The following is a 17,589-nucleotide window of genomic DNA, read 5'->3' on the forward strand; positions in this document are numbered from 1 at the left end:
AAAGTAAATACAAAAAATCATAATGAAAAAAACCCTCCTACTATTATTATTTATTTCTTCAGTTTCATTTTCACAAATCGTAAAATTTGAGGGTGTTGTTCAAGACGTTGGAAAAACGCCACTTGAAATGGCTAACGTTATGGCTGTAAATACAGCTACCAAAGCAATGGATTCCTATGCAATTACCAATGATAAAGGAAAATATTTATTGAATTTAAAACCGAATTCAAGTTATTCGATTAAAGTTAGTTATTTAGGAATGCAAACGAAAGAGCTATTTATTTCTACGTCTACTTTAAACATGAATCAAAATATTACTTTGGAATCGGGAGGAATTGAGCTTGAAGGAGTGGAAATTGTTCGTGAAATGCCAGTTTCTATAAAAGGAGATACCATAGTTTACAATGCCGATTCCTTTAAATCCGGAACCGAAAGAAAATTAGAAGATGTATTAAAAAAATTACCAGGAGTAGAAGTCAACGCTGATGGTGAAATAGAAGTTGAGGGAAAAAAGGTTACTAAATTAATGGTGGAAGGAAAAGACTTTTTTGATGGTGATACTAAATTAGGAGTTAAAAATATTCCCGCAGATGCAATTGATAAAATCCAAGTTTTAAGAAATTTCAATGATGTTTCTGCCTTGAAAGGACTAGAAAATGGCGATGAGAACATCGGAATGAACATCAAACTAAAATCAGGAAAAAAGAATTTTTGGTTTGGAGATATAAATGCTGGTGGAGGAAAGGAAAATCAAAATACACGATATATTGCTAATCCGAAGCTATTTTATTATAGTCCAAAATACAGCGTTAATTTTATTGCCAATTATAATAATATTGGAGAACTTCCATTTACAGTTCAGGATTATTTCAAATTTACGGGAGGATTCAGAAGTATGATGAGAAAAGGAGGAACAAATTTCAATTTATCTTCCAATGATTTAGGAATTTCATTGCTTAGAAATAATAGAGCAAAGGAAATCGAAACAAAATTTGGTGCAACCAATTTTTCGTATAATGTAACTAAAGCCTGGAGTTTAAGCGGATTTGCAATTGTTTCTTCAACACTTACAGACTTAGAAACGGTTTCTCAAAATAACAGAGCCGACCAAATCAGCACTTTAGGAACGGTAAATACCACCCAAAAAACTAAAGAAGCTGCAAGTCAAATAAGTAGTTTAGGGCTTTTTAAATTAAGTTCTAGCTATAAACCAAATGCCAACCTTCAGTTTGATTATGATGTGTTACTTAAAAATTCTAAACAAGACGAAAACAATAGTTTGTTTACACAATCATTCGCAACTGCAACAAACGGAACACCACCTGCAATTCCTGACCAAAACATTTCCTCATTCAAGCAGCAAGATCCGGTTACACTAACTCAGAATCTGAGCTTGTATTATACAAAAAGTGATAAAAGTGTTTTCGATATTGAAATCCAACATTTATATCAAGATGAAGACCCTTTTTATAATGCCAATTTAGGTCAGAATCCATTTCCGATTTTGGGATTACAAACACAAAACAGATATAATATCAATCAAACCCGATTTATTAAAACAAATAAATTGGACGCTAAAATTGATTACTACTATATGTTAACGCCAAAAAGCAATATTAATTTTACTTTTGGAAACACTTATTCAATTCAAAATTTTAATTCTCATATTTTCCAAATTTTGGATAACGGAACTACTAACGACTTGAATTCAGCAGATAAAAATAACAATGTAATGTATTTTTTTAATGACTCCTTTTTAGGGCTTCATTACAAATTTATTACAGGTAAATTTACTTTTAACCCAGGTTTTTCAGCACATTACTACAAAACGTACAATGAGCAATTAGGTACAAAAGTGAACGATAATTTCTATCGATTATTACCTGACGTATATGCTTTATATCAAATTAAAAAAGCTGAAACTTTAACTTACAATTACTCAATTAATAACGATTTTACAGATATTAATAGGTTTACTGCAGGTTATACATTCACAAACTATAACTCTTTATTTCAAGGAAATAGAAACTTAGAAAATGCTATGTCCGAAAGTCACTCTTTACGTTATTTTAAATATAACATGTTCAACTTTGAAAACATATCAGCTAATGTTAGTTATATTAAACGTATAAATGCAATTAAGTCAAGTGCATTTTTTACAGGGATTAACCAAGTCTCTACCGCAATAAATTCAAATTTTGCCGATGAAACACTTTCTGGAAATGCATTCTACGGCAGATCATTTGCAAAAAATTATAAAGCTTCATTTAATTTGGCGGCAAACCGATCTATTTTCAACAATATTCAAAACGGCCTTTTTGTAACAACAGAATCTCTAACACAAAATTATACTGTAAAAGTAGCTACCAATTATAAAAATTTACCGAACTTAGAATTAGGATATTCTCTAACAATCAATGACTATATCGGGACTAAGTTTTTCACTGATAGACCATCGGCTAGATTGGATTATTTCTTCTTAGATAGTTTCTCTTTTGTTTCAGAATACGAGTACTATCATTACACCAATAACAATAAAACGGTTAATAATGAATACGACTTTTTAAGCGCAAGTTTGATTTATCAAAAAACAAAAGAAAGTAAGTTGGAGTATAAAATTGCCGTTACCAACCTTTTAAATACAAATATTCTAAACGACGATAGTTTCACTCAGTTCTCAACCAGAACTTCACAGTATACCGTTCAACCGAGGTATATTATTTTTAGTTTGAAATATAATTTATAACAAATATAACCTCGATATAAATTATACAAAATTGCTTCTTTGTAACAATTTGATTACTTTTGAGGCAACATAAAAAAGGTATTATGAGCATTGCTAAACACAATTGGACGAAAGAAGAAATTATCGCGATATACAACAAACCTATGATGGATTTGCTTTTTGAAGCAGCTTCTATTCATAGAAAATCTCACGACCCAAACGTTGTACAAGTCTCTACTTTGTTATCTATTAAAACAGGTGGATGCCCAGAAGATTGCGGATATTGTCCTCAAGCAGCTAGGTATCATACGGAAATTGAAGGAAACGATTTAATGTCGGTGAGCCAAGTAAAAGCCCAAGCTTTAAGAGCAAAATCTAGTGGTTCATCACGCGTTTGTATGGGTGCAGCATGGAGAAATGTGAAAGACGGACCTGAATTTGACCAAGTTTTAGAAATGGTTCGAACCATCAATAAATTGGATATGGAAGTTTGTTGCACGTTGGGAATGATTACTGAAAACCAAGCCCATCGTTTAGCAGAAGCTGGTTTATATGCTTACAATCACAACCTAGATACCTCTGAAGAATACTATAAAGAAGTGATTTCTACACGCGGTTTTGAAGATCGTATTCAAACTATAGAAAATGTTCGTAAAACCAACGTAACCGTTTGTAGTGGAGGAATCATTGGAATGGGCGAATCTATAGAAGATCGTGCAGGAATGTTAGTTGCACTTTCTACTTTAAATCCGCAACCAGAATCGGTGCCAATAAATGCATTAGTTGCAGTAGAAGGAACGCCATTAGAAGAAGAAAAACCAGTTGAAATTTGGGAAATGATCCGAATGGTTGCAACCACAAGAATCGTTATGCCTGAAACTCAAGTGCGTCTTTCTGCAGGGAGAATGAACATGAGCCGTGAAGGACAAGCGATGTGTTTCTTTGCTGGTGCCAATTCTATTTTTGCTGGCGATAAATTATTGACCACTCCTAACCCAGATGTGAACGAAGACATGAAAATGTTTGAAACATTAGGTTTAATTCCTCAAAAGCCATTTGTAAAAGTGTCTCAACCTACTACTGTTGAAGCCGAAGATTCTCAATATAAATCGTTAGGAGAAAAGCCAAAATGGTCAAGACCAGGACATAAAATCGAAAAGAATTTAGAGGCCTCAGGAAAAACAAATGCCTAGTTTTTTGTTTCTATTCTCAATAGACAATCAATAAATTTTGGAAAATAATTCTCATAAAACCTATTCCATTCAGGAAGCCCAATCCAAGTTAGAGAATTATTGTGCCTATCAGGAGCGTTGTCATAAAGAAGTAGTTGAAAAACTTCGAGAAATGAAAATGATTCCACAGGTTATCGATTTGATAATTGTGCACCTAATTGATCAAAATTTTCTAAACGAAGAACGATTTGCCTGCAGTTTTGCAAGAGGAAAACACCGAATTAAATATTGGGGAAATATTAGAATTGTAAACGAATTGAAGTTCCGAAATATCTCTTCCTACAATATTAAAACCGCACTTAAAGAAATATCTGAAGAGGAATATTATACCAATTTTCATTTTATTGCAGATCGCCATTGGCAAACAATGAAAGAGAATGATAGTTTAAAAAAGCGAAAAAAATTCTGTGATTTCTTACTCCGAAAAGGATTTGAAAGCAACATGGTTTATGAAAAAGTGAAAGACTTGGAACGCGATTCCAAATAGATTTTTGTCTATCCTCTTTTATCTCAAAAACTTACAAACTCAACAATACACTTACCGCATTTCCACCAAAACCAACGGCATTCACCAAGATTTTTTTAAATGGTTTTTTTTGGGTTTTTGATCCCGCTTCCGCAAATGGAACTCCGATAAAAGTTTGATTTTGTAACATCAAAATTGCCATTTCAATACTTAACATTCCTGAGGCCCCAAAAGTATGACCGATTTTCCATTTATTGGTAGTTAACAAAGGAAGTTCTTCTCCAAATATTTTTTGAATCGCTTTGTATTCCGATAAATCGCCTTTAATAGTTCCCGGAGCGTGCATTACAACTACATCAACATCTGATAATTTAGTATTTTCCAAAGCCATTTTCATCGATTTTTGAAAGCAAGTAGCCTCCGCAGAAACAGAAACATTGTGTTCTAAAATTTCTGTTGCATAACCAATTCCTTCAATAACAGCGATAGTTTTTTCAGTTCTTCCAATTTCAAGACAACAAACAGCAGCACCTTCGCCTAAAACAAGGGAGCTTTGTTTTTTATTTAGGTCCAAGGCGCGGCAAGGGAATTCATCATTATTTTTAGAATAAATTTTTAATGCTCGCATTTGAGCAATCGTAAAATTGGTTAAAGGAGCTTCGCTACCACCAACCAAAAATTTATCAGCCATACCAGATTTTAACCAAGCTACTCCATTTAATAATGCGTGTAAAGCGGTTGAGCAGGTTATAGAATGTGAAATTTCTGGACCTTCACTTTGTAAATCATGAGAAACCCACGATGAGATATTTCCAAGAGTAGTTGTTGGTGATGCCAGAGGTTCTACTTTCCCAGATTGGATGAAATCCAAATGATGCTTTTCGAATAATTCCGTTGCGCCACGTGAAGATCCTATATTGATTCCAAAAGTAGCATTGTCCTGCCATCCTGCTTTCTCAATCGCTTTTCGGGAGGCAGCTATTGCAAATAAAACAGAATTATCGAGTGATTTGTATTTATTATCTGACTTTTTTAATTCACTTATTTGTTTTTTTGAATCAGAATTTAAAGGGGCAATAGCTGTATTTTGATTCCCAATAGTAGTTTCAATAAAGCAATGATTATCACTCATATAGTTTTGCCAAATAGAATTAGGATCATTTCCTAACCCAGAAATGGAAGCGATGGCTGTAATTGAAATCGTTTTTGGCAAAGTTGTTCTCATTAAAATTAAACCGTAAAGGTCGCAAAGTTTTTCGCAATGTTCACAAAGAAAGTGAACATTTATCTTAAACTATATCCAATGCATTTTCAACTACAGTATATATTTTTTGGAGTTGTTCGTCCTCAATAACGTAAGGCGGTAAAATATAAACAATATTTCCTACTGGCCTTAAAATAACTCCGTTTTCAATGAAAAAATCATAGAGTTTGTTTCGCAAAGTTCCGTAATAACTTGCTTGGTATTCGGTTTTTATTTCTAATGCAAAAATTACTCCCAAAACTCTCGTAGTAGCAACTTTAGGATGATTTTTAATGTGTGTTTGAAATGCCAAATGACTTTGATTTACTCTAGCGATATTGGCTTGCATTTCATCAGTATCTAAAAGGGCTAAACTAGCCAATGCTGCTGCACATCCTGTTGGATTTGCAGTAAATGTATGCCCGTGAAACAAAGCTTTATTGATGTCATCACTGTAAAAAGCTTCAAATAACACTTCTGTAAATGTGGTAATTGCCATTGGAATTGTCCCGCCTGTTAACGCTTTCGACAAACACATCATATCCGGTTGGGCAACTAAATAATCACAAGCAAACGTTTTTCCGGTTTTCCCAAAGCCGGTCATCACTTCGTCGGCAATGGTTAAAACTTTATTTTCTTTACAAATTCCAATTAATATATCGAGTTCTTTCGGCTCATACATCACCATTCCCGCAGCACCTAAAACCAAAGGTTCAAAAATAAATGCTGCACAATTATTGTTTTTTATGGCTTGAGCCAATGCTTGAAAACTTGCTTCTTCCTGCCCTTTTACGGGAACAGGAATACGAACGACGTCTATAAACATTCCTTCGAAGGCCTGAGTGTAAAATGATATTCCACTTGCCGCCATTGCTGCAAATGTATCTCCGTGAAAAGCATTTTCAAAAGCGATCATGGTAGTTTTCTTTTCTCCTTTATTGAAAAAATACTGCAATGCCACTTTTATCGCCACTTCAACTGATGTTGATCCATTATCGGAAAAGAAAATTTTATTTTGATTTTTAGGTAAGATTTTAATTAGTTTTTCAGATAAAATTACTGCTGGTTCATGGGTGAATCCACCAAACAATACGTGTTCTAAAGTAGTTAATTGCTTATAAATAGCATCAGCGATAATGGTGTTGGAATGCCCAAATGGATTGACCCACCAAGATGCAATGGCATCAATATATTCTTTATTGGAATCATCCCAAAGCAATGCTCCTTGGCCTTTCACAATTGCAATAGGTGGTTTTGAAGTTTTATGCTGCGTGTAAGGATGCCAAATATGAAGCCCGTCTCTTTCGGTTAATTCCATTTAATAATTATTGTTTTCTATTTTTATTGCTATTTAAATTCTAATAATTTTTCGCGAAATAAATCAGCGTATTCAGCAATCACATTTTTATCAAAATAAGGTTCATCGTTAATTCTACCAATGAATTTTAGTTTCGAATAATTCAAAATTAACGATTCGGTAGCCTTATTTTCATTGCCATTAAAAATAATTCCTGCAATAGTGAGGCCTCTGTTTTTTATGGCTTCAATTGTTAAAAGTGTATGATTGATACTTCCTAAATAGTGCCTTGAAACAATTATAATTTTGTAGTCCGGCTGAACCAAGTCGATAACAAAATCGGAATTATTTAAAGGAACCAAAACACCACCAGCGCCTTCCACTACCAAATGATTTTTAGTTTTTGGTTCGATGATATTTTTTAAATCGATTGTAATTCCGTCTAATTCTGCTGCTAAATTCGGACTTGCGGGTGTATTTAATTTATAGCTATTTTCGTGAATAACCGATTTTTCATTAGAAATGTAATTCTGAATTTTATGGCTATCAGAATTATCCAAATCTCCAGCTTGAACGGGTTTCCAATAATCGGACTCAAGCGCTTCGGTAATAATTGCTGAAGCGATTGTTTTCCCTACATCGGTTGATATTCCAGTAATAAATAATTTCATAATTAATAATTTACCGCAAAGTTCGCAAAGAAATTGCAAAGTTCGCAAGGTAATTGGTGTTAATATTGATTAAAATAATATTGTAGCAAGTATTTGCAACACTTCTGAGATTTCTTCTTTTGAATTGTAACTGTGCAAACAAAAACGAAGCCTTTCTTGTCCTTCAGGAACTGTTGGCGATAAAATAGCTTTTACATCAAATCCTTTTCCTTGGAGCTGGTTTGCAATGTTTTTTACTTTTTGATTACCCGGAATAATCGCACTTTGAATCGCCGATTTACTTCTCACAAAAAGAGGATTTAAACCCAATTGTTTTTTTTCTTGATTGAAATGAATTACGTTTTTTCTAAGTTTTTGAAGCGCTTCTTTTTCGGTTTGCAAATACTGATAAGCAATTAAAATGGTTGCTACCGAATGAGGCGAAAGGCCTGTTGTGTAAATAAAACTCCTAGCAAAATTGACTAAGTAATCAATTAGTTTTTGACTTCCTAAAATGGCTGCTCCATGACAACCCAATCCTTTTCCAAAAGTCATAATTCTTGCAAAAACCGAATCTTGCAACCCGACCATTTGAACTAATCCTTCGCCATTATCGCCAAAAACACCCAAGGCATGTGCTTCGTCAACAACCAAATAGCAGTTGTATTTTTCACAAATTTGAACAAGTTCTTCCAAGTTAGGAGTATCGCCATCCATTGAAAAAACACTTTCTGTAACCACAAAAATGGTTGAAGGTTGTTGGTTTTCGGGAGTTAGTTTAAGAATTATTCGTTCTAAATCTTCGAAATCGTTATGTTGAAATTTGTATGATTTGGCATTAGATAATTGGATTCCGTCTCGAATGGACGCGTGTGCTAATTCGTCGAATAGAATTAAATCATTGCGTTGCGGAACGGAACTAAAAAATCCCACATTGGCATCGTAACCAGAATTAAATAGTAAAGCACTTTCCGATTGGTGAAATTTTGCAATATAGTTTTCTGCTACTTGATAAACGATATGATTTCCAGATAATAACCTGGATCCTGTTGCTCCGTTTTGTAAAATATTATTTTCAATTAAAAAGGAATGCGTTCCAGTAAAAATAGCTTCAGATTTAGAAAATCCCAAGTAATCATTGGAAGCAAAATCGATTAAATTATTAGGCAATGCCAATTTCCGCAAAGAATTATTTTGCTCACGATGCTCTAATTTTAATGCTACTGATTTTGGAATTCTTTTCATAAGGATACAAAAGTAAGCAACTTTATTTTGTTGTTATTTCTAAATAAATATTGTTTTTTAGTATTTAATTATTGTTTATCAATAATTTAATTATATTTGTAGCAACTTTAAAATAAAAAAAGATGAGAAAATTAATTTTTTTAAAAACCATAGTGGATTATGTTTGGATAATGTCAATTATCGCTTTACCATTATTAATTTTGTTTATTGGTTTTGCTTTATTTTCAAATGAACCAATTGATATTCCAATAAATATTTCTGGAATTAATATAAATGCAACAACTTCATTTGGCAAAATAGGATTGGTATTTAGTATGGTAAATTTTGTAATTATACTTTTTGCAATTTATAATTTCAAATCGCTTTTAGATAATTTCAGAAAAAAAATAATTTTTGAGTCTGAATCATTCCTATTATTAGATAAAATAGGAAATTTGGTTATTCTTTCGGCAAGTTTGTATTTAATTTCAGACTTATTAGGTGCTTTTTCAAATAGTACTATTTCAATAAATTTAGGTTTTGGACCCTTTTTATATTTGATGGCGCTTGGGCTATTTTTCAAAGTGTTATCCGAAGTTTTTATTATTGGAAAACGAATTAAAGAAGATAGCGAACTAACTATATAACTATGGCAATTATTATAAATGTAGATGTAATGCTCGCCAAACGGAAAATGCGTTCTAATGAATTGGCAGATTCAATTGGGATAACGACGGCAAATTTGTCAATATTAAAAACAGGTAAAGCTAGAGCAATTCGTTTTTCAACCTTAGAAATGATCTGTAAAGTATTGGACTGTCAGCCTGGAGATATTATGGAATATGTGAGTGATAAATAAGTTTATTTATTTTTTCAAATGGTCCAACATGTCTTTTGTCATGCTTGAAATGTCGAATTTATGATTCCAATTCCAATCTTCTCTTGCTGCACTATCGTCAATGCTTGCTGGCCAACTATCTGCAATTTTTTGACGGAAGTCAGGGTGATAAGTAATGGTAAATTCTGGGATGTGTTTCTTAATTTCTTCAGCAATTTCTGTTGGAGTAAAACTCATTGCGGCTAAATTGTAGGAAGAGCGAATTTTAATTTGCTCTTTTGGACTTTGCATAATTTGGATAGTTGCAGCAATCGCATCGTCCATATACATCATAGGCATTTTGGTTTCCGAAGATAAAAAGCAATCGTATTTTTTCTTAGCAATAGCTTTGTGAAATATATCAACTGCATAATCTGTAGTTCCGCCACCAGGAGGCGAAGACCAGCTAATTAAACCAGGATATCGAATACTTCTCACATCTACGCCATAGATATTGTGATAATATTCGCACCATCTTTCTCCCGCTTGTTTACTAATTCCGTAAACCGTACTCGGTTCCATAATAGTATATTGAGGGGTATTTTCTCTTGGAGTGGTAGGTCCAAAAACGGCAATACTAGAAGGCCAAAAAATTTTTTTAATTTTTCCAGCTTTTGCCAAATTCAACACGTGAAAAAGAGAATTCATATTTAAATCCCAAGCAAATGCTGGGTTTTTTTCCGCTGTTGCCGATAATAAGGCGGCCATTAAATAAACTTCATCAATTTGGTGCACTTCTACAAGATGTTGAATTTGATTAAAATCCAATGCGTTGATGACTTCAAATGGCCCAGAATTTACCACATCGATATTTAATTTTCTAATATCGGAAGCAATTACGTTTTCTACACCATAAATTCCACGTAATTTCTGTGTTAACTCAGTTCCGATTTGTCCGCAAGCACCGATAATTAGAATTTTTGTAGCCATTTGATAAATTTAGACTACAAATATAGCAATTTCGGATTTTAAAATCATTTTTATGAGAATTATTCAAAATTCGTATTTCTTGAATTACCTTTGTAACTTTGTATCAAATAATTATATAGATGAAACTGCAAAATACGGTTCTTTTAATAGCGCTTTTAGTACTTTTTTCTTGTCATAACAATAAGGAGCAACGACTAATTGAAAACGCTAAAGATGCTAAAAAGAAAGAAACGATCTTTAATAATATTAATAAAGGATGGAATTTTAATGCCAATCCAATAAATCCTGCCGCTCAAGGATTGGTCTCTATGTGGCCGGAATGGCGTGGTTTTTTATTGGAATTAAATAGCAAACCAAAAAGTACCATTGGAGCATTCCAGAAAAAAGCCAAAGAACTTTCAAAAAAAGTACTTGAGTTGAATAATAATATTCCTATGGCGTACAGTAAACCGGAAGTAAAAAGCCGTATTGCTGTATTGATTTGTAAAATAAATTCACTTAATCTTTACATCAATTTAGATGAAATTCCTGACGATAAAGTGGTTGCGTTGGTAATTGAAATTAACATCGAATTGATATCACTTCAAAAACAATTAGATGAAATTGTGAGAAAAAGCACCATTCCTAGAGAAGAAGGAGAATCTGATTTGATTCAAATGTTAGATACTTCAAGAGCCATTCCAACCCGATAAAATTATATTTTAGTTGAGCAAATCAGTAGTAGTAGGGAAATTTGACAAAGCCACCAAGGTCAGTCAAATTGCAGAAGTTTTACAACAATCAGAAAATAAAATTCACCTTAAGGGGTTAATTGGGTCTTCGTTATCGTTTGTTGTAAACTCTCTTTTTTATAAAACCGAACTTCCATTTTTGTTAATTTTTGAGGATAAAGAAGCCGCCGCTTATTATTTAAACGACCTTGAACAATTAATTGGCGATAAAGAGGTGTTATTTTATCCGGGTTCTTTTAGAAATCCATACCAAGTAGAAGAGGTTGATAATGCTAATGTTTTGCTTCGCGCTGAGGTTTTGAACCGCATCAATTCTCGAAAAAAACCTGCTATAATTGTTACTTATCCCGAATCGTTATTTGAAAAAGTAGTGACAAAAAAAGAGTTGGAAAAGAACACTTTGAAAGTGGCCGTGGGAGATAAAATTTCAATTGATTTTATAAACGAAGTCCTTTTTGAATATGAATTTAAAAGGGTCGATTTTATCACAGAACCTGGCGAATTTTCTGTTCGAGGTGGAATAATTGATGTTTTTTCTTTTTCAAATGACAACCCGTACCGAATAGAATTTTTTGGAAATGAGGTGGATTCTATTCGAAGTTTTGATGTGGAAACGCAACTATCAATTGAAAAAAAGAATAAAATCACGATCATTCCAAATGTAGAAAATAAGTTTTTTCAAGAAGACCGCGAGAGTTTTTTGGATTATATTTCCTCGAATACGACTCTTTTTATTCAAAATACGGATGCGCTAATTTCAAAATTGGACTCCTTATTTGCTAAAGCAGAAGAAGCCTACAGTAAATTATCAGGAACGGTAAAACACCTAGCGCCCGAGCAACTATTTTTAAACCAAAAAGCATTTCTAAAAAAAGCACTCGATTTTAATGTAGTTGAATTGGGTTCCAAAGCTATTTTTAATTCCAACAAAACTTTTGAATTTCATATTCTTCCTCAGCCGTCTTTTAATAAGCAGTTTGATTTATTGCTAAATAACCTAAATGAAAATCATTTTAATGGAATAAAAAATTATTTATTTTGTTCCAATGATGCTCAGGCAAAACGCTTTCACGATATTTTTCAAACCTTGGATGAAGCCAATCACGAAAGTATTAGAAAACAATATGACACCATAAAATTGCCATTATTTCAAGGATTTATTGACGAGGAACTTCAAATTGCGTGTTATACCGATCATCAAATTTTTGAGCGATATCATAAATTCAGCATCAAAAATGGTTATGCTAAAAAGCAAACAATTACTCTTCAAGAATTGACCAATTTATCGGTTGGAGATTATGTTACTCATATTGATCACGGAATTGGGAAGTTTGGTGGCTTGCAAAAAATCCAAGTGGAAGGCAAAACCCAAGAAGCAATTAAGCTGGTTTATGCCGATAATGATATTGTTTATGTGAGTATACACTCACTTTATAAAATTTCAAAATTCAACGGAAAAGACGGCACTCCTCCTAAAATTTACAAATTAGGATCGAATGCTTGGAAGGTATTAAAACAAAAAACGAAAGCCCGAGTTAAGCACATTGCGTTCAATTTAATTCAATTGTATGCTAAGCGAAGATTGGAAAAAGGATTTCAATTTAAACCTGATAGTTATTTGCAATTAGAGCTTGAAAGTTCATTTATTTATGAAGACACACCCGACCAAAATAAAGCCACTCAAGAGGTAAAAGCCGATATGGAAAGCGACCGTCCTATGGATCGATTAGTATGCGGTGACGTAGGTTTTGGGAAAACAGAAGTGGCTATTCGAGCTGCATTTAAAGCTGTAGATAATGGAAAACAAGTGGCTGTTTTGGTGCCAACAACCATTTTGGCGTACCAACATTTCCGAACATTTTCCGAAAGGTTAAAAGACATGCCGGTTTCTGTTGGCTATTTAAACCGATTTAGAACAGCGAAACAAAAAGCAGAAACGCTGAAAGATTTGGAAGACGGAAAACTAGATATTTTAATTGGAACCCATCAATTGGTAAACAAAAATGTAGTTTTTAAAGATTTAGGATTACTGATTGTTGATGAGGAACAAAAATTTGGAGTAAATGTAAAAGACAAGCTAAAAACCATTGCTGCCAATATTGATACGCTCACCTTAACCGCAACCCCAATCCCGAGAACGTTACAGTTTTCATTAATGGCTGCACGAGATTTATCAGTAATTACTACACCTCCGCCCAATCGTTATCCTATTGAAACTAACGTGATTGGGTTTAGCGAAGAATTAATTCGTGACGCGATATCCTATGAAATTCAAAGAAACGGACAAGTTTTCTTTGTCAATAATAGAATAGAAAACATTAAAGAAGTTGCCGGAATGATCCAGAGATTGGTACCAAACGCAAGAGTTGGAATTGGTCATGGCCAAATGGATGGCAAGAAATTAGAAGAATTAATGTTGGCTTTTATGAACGGCGAATTCGATGTTTTAGTCGCTACGACCATCATCGAAAGTGGTTTGGATGTTCCAAATGCCAATACGATTTTTATTAATAACGCCAATAATTTTGGAGTTTCCGATTTACATCAAATGAGAGGTCGAGTAGGGCGTAGCAACAAAAAAGCGTTTTGTTATTTCATCTGTCCACCGTATTCCGCAATGACCGACGATGCCAGAAAACGAATCCAAGCGTTAGAGCAGTATAGCGAATTGGGAGGTGGATTAAATATTGCCATGAAAGACCTTGAAATTCGTGGTGCAGGAGATTTATTGGGAGGCGAACAAAGCGGTTTCATTAACGAAATTGGTTTTGAAACCTATCAAAAAATTATGAATGAAGCCATTGACGAATTGAAGGAAAACGAATTCAAAGAGTTGTATTCTGAAGAAAATAAAGATGTTGAAAAAACCTATGTGAAAGACCTCCAACTCGATACCGATTTCGAATTGTTGTTCCCAGATGAATACATCAATAATATTACCGAGCGCCTTAAATTGTACAATGAATTGAGCGTAATTAAAGACGAAAACGGATTATTAGAATTTGAAAACAAACTTATTGATCGCTTCGGTCCATTACCAAAACAAGCCATTTCACTGTTGAATAGCATCAAAATAAAATGGGTTGCAACGCAATTAGGAATTGAAAAATTGGTAATGAAACAAGGTAAAATGATTTGCTATTTTGTTTCCGACCAACAATCGAGTTATTACCAATCTGGGCGATTCAGCCAAGTATTGCAATTTGTGCAAACTCAGTCAAAATTGTGTACCATGAAGGAAAAACAAACTCCAAATGGATTACGATTATTACTAACTTTTGAAAACGTAAAATCAATAAATAAGGCCTTGGAATTGATTCAGATGATATAATTTTATAACATTTTCAAATCCTTAATCACTCTAAAAGCAATATCTACTTCGTCATCGCTAACTAAAATAGTGAATTCATTCGAGGTTGAAATCACTTCATTTATTATAATTCCTTCCCAAGCCAAACGCTGAAAAATAAAGTAATAAATCCCTGGAATTACTGTATTTTCTTTAGGTAATTTTATCGTTATGGAAGCTAGATTTTCTAGTTTTTGGATTTGCTTTTCAGTTGCAAAATGTTTTTCTACTAAATGTTCGACACTTTGACTCACAATGATATTGGTTTCGCTAACCCCTTTTGATGAGGTATAAAATATATCGGGATTGCTGTTGATTTCCGAAATTAAATCGGCTTGCTTGGTCAAAATGGTGCTTGAAACGGCAAACGTATAATCAATTAAAGAAGACCGAACGGTGATTTCACCCAAGTTTTTCATCACTTTTGAAATCTTGTGATTCAATCTAAAATCCAAATCTACTGAAAGTCGTTTTAGCGCCATTACTATCGCACCTTGTTTGACATCTTTCCCAAATTCCGATTCTAATTCAATCATCATATTTCTCGATAATGAAGTTAAATTTATAATATTTTGGGATAAAGCACTTAATAAAAAAGGCTTTGTTTTGATGTAATTTTCTACAATTGAAGATACGGTTTTCATTTTTTAATGATGTTTAAATGCGACGCAAATGTATCAATAAAAAACAAATTGTTATAAATATAACATTAAAAAAAATAAAATGCGTCTTTTAAATGTTCTATTTTAAATCCTTTACCTTCTCTGTGAAGTGCAATAATATCAAAGCGAACTTCCACTTCAAGATCATTTGAAATTACATATTCGTTGATGGCTTTAACTAAGAGTTGGATTTTTTTGGGTTTAACAAAATCCTGAGGCAAACCAAAATCGATGCTGGAGCGGGTTTTTACTTCTACAACGGCCAAGATATTTTCTTTTTTGGCGATAATATCTATTTCTGCTTTTTGAAAAGTCCAATTGGTTTCAATAATTGAATAGCCATTTTTTTCTAAAAATTCAACGGCCAATTCTTCACCTAATTTTCCTAAATCGTTATGATCGGCCATTAAATTGTGGTTAAGTTTTAATACTTCAAGATTGTTTCTTTATCGTTAATTTCTAAACTCACTTTTCTACCAAAAATAAGAGTATTATTATCATGTATATGTCCTGCCGGAAAATCAAAAACTATTGGAAAATTATATTTTTTGGTAATATCCAAAATAATTTCATGGGCATTTTTCCCCCATGGAATTTCATTATCGTGCATTTTTATAAAACTTCCCACAACTAATCCTTGTAAACCATCAAAGCAGCCGCACCGTTTTAAGCTCAGCATCATTCGATCGATATGGTATAAATATTCATCTAAATCTTCAATAAATAGGATTTTTCCTTTGCAATCAACTTGCGATTCAGATCCCATCATACTGTATAAAATAGATAAATTTCCGCCCACTAATTCGCCTTCAGCAACTCCTAATCTGTTCTTATTTTGACAAGGAACTGAATATTTTAAGTTTTCGCCAAAGAGTGCTTTTCGCAAAGTTTCCTCAACTTTAGCCGATGCTTTCTCCACATTTACAGGCATAATCCCATGAATTGTCGCTACTCCCAGCGTGTTCAAATGACTGTGAATAACGGTTACATCACTAAATCCAATAATCCATTTTGGGTTTGCTTTAAATTTTGAAAAATCAACTAATTCAACCATTCTTGCTGTTCCATAACCACCACGAACGCACCAAACTGCCTTTATATTTGGATTATCAATCATTTCTTGAAAATCGGCTGCTCTTTGTTCGTCGGTTCCTGCCAATTGGTGATTATCCAGACCAATTGTTTTACCAATCACCACATTCAATCCCCAGCTTTTAGCCAAATTAATTGCCGGTTTTAAGTTGTCAACAATATTTTTTCGGGCGGTTGCCACAATTGCAATAGTATCTCCTTTTTGTAAATTTGGTGGTATGATCATAGTTGTTTGCGCTTGAAGTTGGGAAACCAAAAAGAATAGCAATAAATAAATTCTAAGCATTTTTTGGTGTTTTTATATAGTTTCAAATTCAAAACAAATTAACAAATAAACAATAACAACTGCAAAGTTTTCAAATGCATAATTATAATAAAAGTTATGAATGGGACATTGCCATACAAACGATGCTAATTTTGGCTCCCGGGATTTTTAATAAGGCTCTTCCACATGCTTCTAATGTCGCGCCCGTTGTTAACACATCATCAATTAATAGGAAGTGTTTGTTATGGTCATTTTCAGTAAAAGTAACATCAAAGAGAGAATCAATAACCGATGTCCTTCCCAATAAATCCTTTTTCACCTGTGTTTTTGAATATACATTTCTTTGTAATAACGAATCAATATAGTTGATTTCTAACTTATTTGCTATAGCAATTCCAAAATTGGAAACTTGGTTGTAACCTCTTTCACGAAGTCGTTTTTTATGAAGCGGAACTGGAATAACTGCGTCAAAATGTGTTGAAATTGGCAATAAAATCAGCTCCTCCGAAATCCAATCTCCAATAACGGTTCCTACTTCTTGATGCCCGTGGTATTTTAATCCGTGGATAATTTCTTGGACAATTCCTTTTTTATGAAAATAAAATAACGCCGAAACATGTTCCACAGGGATTTTTCCGTAAAATTTCATAAACGCTTCATTTTCTTCATTTAAAAAATGTTGTGTCAATGGGATTTCATGACGGCAAGAGGAACAAATTATGTTTTCTTCAGACAATAAAAACCCTTTACAACCAAGACAAACTTTCGGAAAAAATAAATTAATGAGGTTATTTACCATCTATTTTGAGATTAATCTATAAAAATAACGAAAAGTAACGCTCAAAG

16 protein-coding genes are annotated in these 17,589 nt (G+C 33.2%); 7 read left to right on the plus strand and 9 right to left on the minus strand.

Going from position 1 to position 17,589, the window contains the following annotated elements; genetic code table 11:
* Positions 1 to 22 precede the first annotated feature (22 nt).
* The 3 genes from AC9UFV_RS00265 (at position 23) to AC9UFV_RS00275 (ending at position 4,444) form a co-directional block, all read left to right on the plus strand.
* Entirely contained in the window at positions 23 to 2,746 is a 2,724-nt protein-coding gene (locus AC9UFV_RS00265; RefSeq protein ID WP_509571542.1) for a carboxypeptidase-like regulatory domain-containing protein, read from the plus strand.
* Between the two features lie 83 nt (positions 2,747 to 2,829).
* Positions 2,830 to 3,918, plus strand: coding sequence for a biotin synthase BioB (bioB, locus tag AC9UFV_RS00270; protein ID WP_509571544.1), 1,089 nt, complete (start codon positions 2,830 to 2,832; stop codon positions 3,916 to 3,918).
* A gap of 37 nt (positions 3,919 to 3,955) precedes the next feature.
* The gene (locus AC9UFV_RS00275) at positions 3,956 to 4,444 is read left to right on the plus strand and encodes a regulatory protein RecX (protein ID WP_509571547.1); all 489 of its coding nucleotides are present in this window, start codon (positions 3,956 to 3,958) and stop codon (positions 4,442 to 4,444) included.
* Positions 4,445 to 4,475: 31 nt separating this feature from the next.
* On the opposite strand, the gene AC9UFV_RS00280 is transcribed toward AC9UFV_RS00275, so the two are convergent.
* The 4 genes from AC9UFV_RS00280 to AC9UFV_RS00295 all read right to left on the minus strand — a co-directional run bounded on the left by AC9UFV_RS00280 (position 4,476) and on the right by AC9UFV_RS00295 (position 8,858).
* Positions 4,476 to 5,648 carry a beta-ketoacyl synthase N-terminal-like domain-containing protein gene (locus AC9UFV_RS00280; RefSeq protein WP_509571549.1) on the minus strand — a complete coding sequence of 391 codons (1,173 nt, stop codon included), beginning with the start codon at positions 5,646 to 5,648 and terminating at the stop codon, positions 4,476 to 4,478.
* A 64-nt stretch (positions 5,649 to 5,712) separates the two neighbouring features.
* Positions 5,713 to 6,984 (minus strand): adenosylmethionine--8-amino-7-oxononanoate transaminase, encoded by a 1,272-nt coding sequence (bioA, locus tag AC9UFV_RS00285; RefSeq protein WP_509571552.1) that lies wholly within the window; start codon positions 6,982 to 6,984, stop codon positions 5,713 to 5,715.
* Between the two features lie 29 nt (positions 6,985 to 7,013).
* Complete coding sequence (gene bioD / locus AC9UFV_RS00290) at positions 7,014 to 7,634, minus strand: dethiobiotin synthase (RefSeq protein WP_509571554.1); 621 nt, start codon at positions 7,632 to 7,634, stop codon at positions 7,014 to 7,016.
* Between the two features lie 69 nt (positions 7,635 to 7,703).
* On the minus strand, positions 7,704 to 8,858 hold the full coding sequence (locus tag AC9UFV_RS00295) for an aminotransferase class I/II-fold pyridoxal phosphate-dependent enzyme (RefSeq protein WP_509571557.1): 1,155 nt from the start codon (positions 8,856 to 8,858) through the stop codon (positions 7,704 to 7,706).
* A gap of 122 nt (positions 8,859 to 8,980) precedes the next feature.
* Here AC9UFV_RS00295 and AC9UFV_RS00300 point away from each other — a divergent pair, with 122 nt between their 5' ends.
* Both AC9UFV_RS00300 and AC9UFV_RS00305 read left to right on the plus strand, forming a co-directional pair.
* Positions 8,981 to 9,484, plus strand: coding sequence for a DUF2975 domain-containing protein (locus tag AC9UFV_RS00300; protein WP_509571560.1), 504 nt, complete (start codon positions 8,981 to 8,983; stop codon positions 9,482 to 9,484).
* Positions 9,485 to 9,486: 2 nt separating this feature from the next.
* Positions 9,487 to 9,696 carry a helix-turn-helix domain-containing protein gene (locus tag AC9UFV_RS00305; protein ID WP_509571563.1) on the plus strand — a complete coding sequence of 70 codons (210 nt, stop codon included), beginning with the start codon at positions 9,487 to 9,489 and terminating at the stop codon, positions 9,694 to 9,696.
* A gap of 6 nt (positions 9,697 to 9,702) precedes the next feature.
* Here AC9UFV_RS00305 and AC9UFV_RS00310 read toward each other — a convergent pair whose 3' ends face one another.
* The gene (locus tag AC9UFV_RS00310; RefSeq protein ID WP_509571566.1) at positions 9,703 to 10,644 is read right to left on the minus strand and encodes an L-threonine 3-dehydrogenase; all 942 of its coding nucleotides are present in this window, start codon (positions 10,642 to 10,644) and stop codon (positions 9,703 to 9,705) included.
* A 119-nt stretch (positions 10,645 to 10,763) separates the two neighbouring features.
* Here AC9UFV_RS00310 and AC9UFV_RS00315 point away from each other — a divergent pair, with 119 nt between their 5' ends.
* Together AC9UFV_RS00315 and mfd are read left to right on the plus strand one after the other, a co-directional pair.
* On the plus strand, positions 10,764 to 11,336 hold the full coding sequence (locus AC9UFV_RS00315; protein WP_509571569.1) for a hypothetical protein: 573 nt from the start codon (positions 10,764 to 10,766) through the stop codon (positions 11,334 to 11,336).
* A 67-nt stretch (positions 11,337 to 11,403) separates the two neighbouring features.
* Positions 11,404 to 14,706 (plus strand): transcription-repair coupling factor, encoded by a 3,303-nt coding sequence (mfd, locus tag AC9UFV_RS00320; protein ID WP_509571679.1) that lies wholly within the window; start codon positions 11,404 to 11,406, stop codon positions 14,704 to 14,706.
* A 2-nt stretch (positions 14,707 to 14,708) separates the two neighbouring features.
* On the opposite strand, the gene AC9UFV_RS00325 is transcribed toward mfd, so the two are convergent.
* The 4 genes from AC9UFV_RS00325 to AC9UFV_RS00340 form a co-directional block, all read right to left on the minus strand.
* Positions 14,709 to 15,368: an aspartate kinase gene (locus AC9UFV_RS00325; RefSeq protein WP_509571572.1), complete on the minus strand. Its 660-nt coding sequence runs from the start codon at positions 15,366 to 15,368 to the stop codon at positions 14,709 to 14,711.
* Between the two features lie 65 nt (positions 15,369 to 15,433).
* The gene (locus AC9UFV_RS00330; RefSeq protein WP_509571575.1) at positions 15,434 to 15,793 is read right to left on the minus strand and encodes a YraN family protein; all 360 of its coding nucleotides are present in this window, start codon (positions 15,791 to 15,793) and stop codon (positions 15,434 to 15,436) included.
* 17 nt (positions 15,794 to 15,810) lie between these two features.
* A complete protein-coding gene (locus AC9UFV_RS00335) occupies positions 15,811 to 16,764 on the minus strand; it encodes a S66 peptidase family protein (protein WP_509571578.1) in 954 nt (317 codons plus the stop codon).
* Between the two features lie 94 nt (positions 16,765 to 16,858).
* Positions 16,859 to 17,542: a ComF family protein gene (locus tag AC9UFV_RS00340; protein WP_509571581.1), complete on the minus strand. Its 684-nt coding sequence runs from the start codon at positions 17,540 to 17,542 to the stop codon at positions 16,859 to 16,861.
* Between the last annotated feature and the right edge of the window lie 47 nt (positions 17,543 to 17,589).

This window comes from Flavobacterium sp., from assembly GCF_044349645.1.
GTDB lineage: Bacteria > Bacteroidota > Bacteroidia > Flavobacteriales > Flavobacteriaceae > Flavobacterium.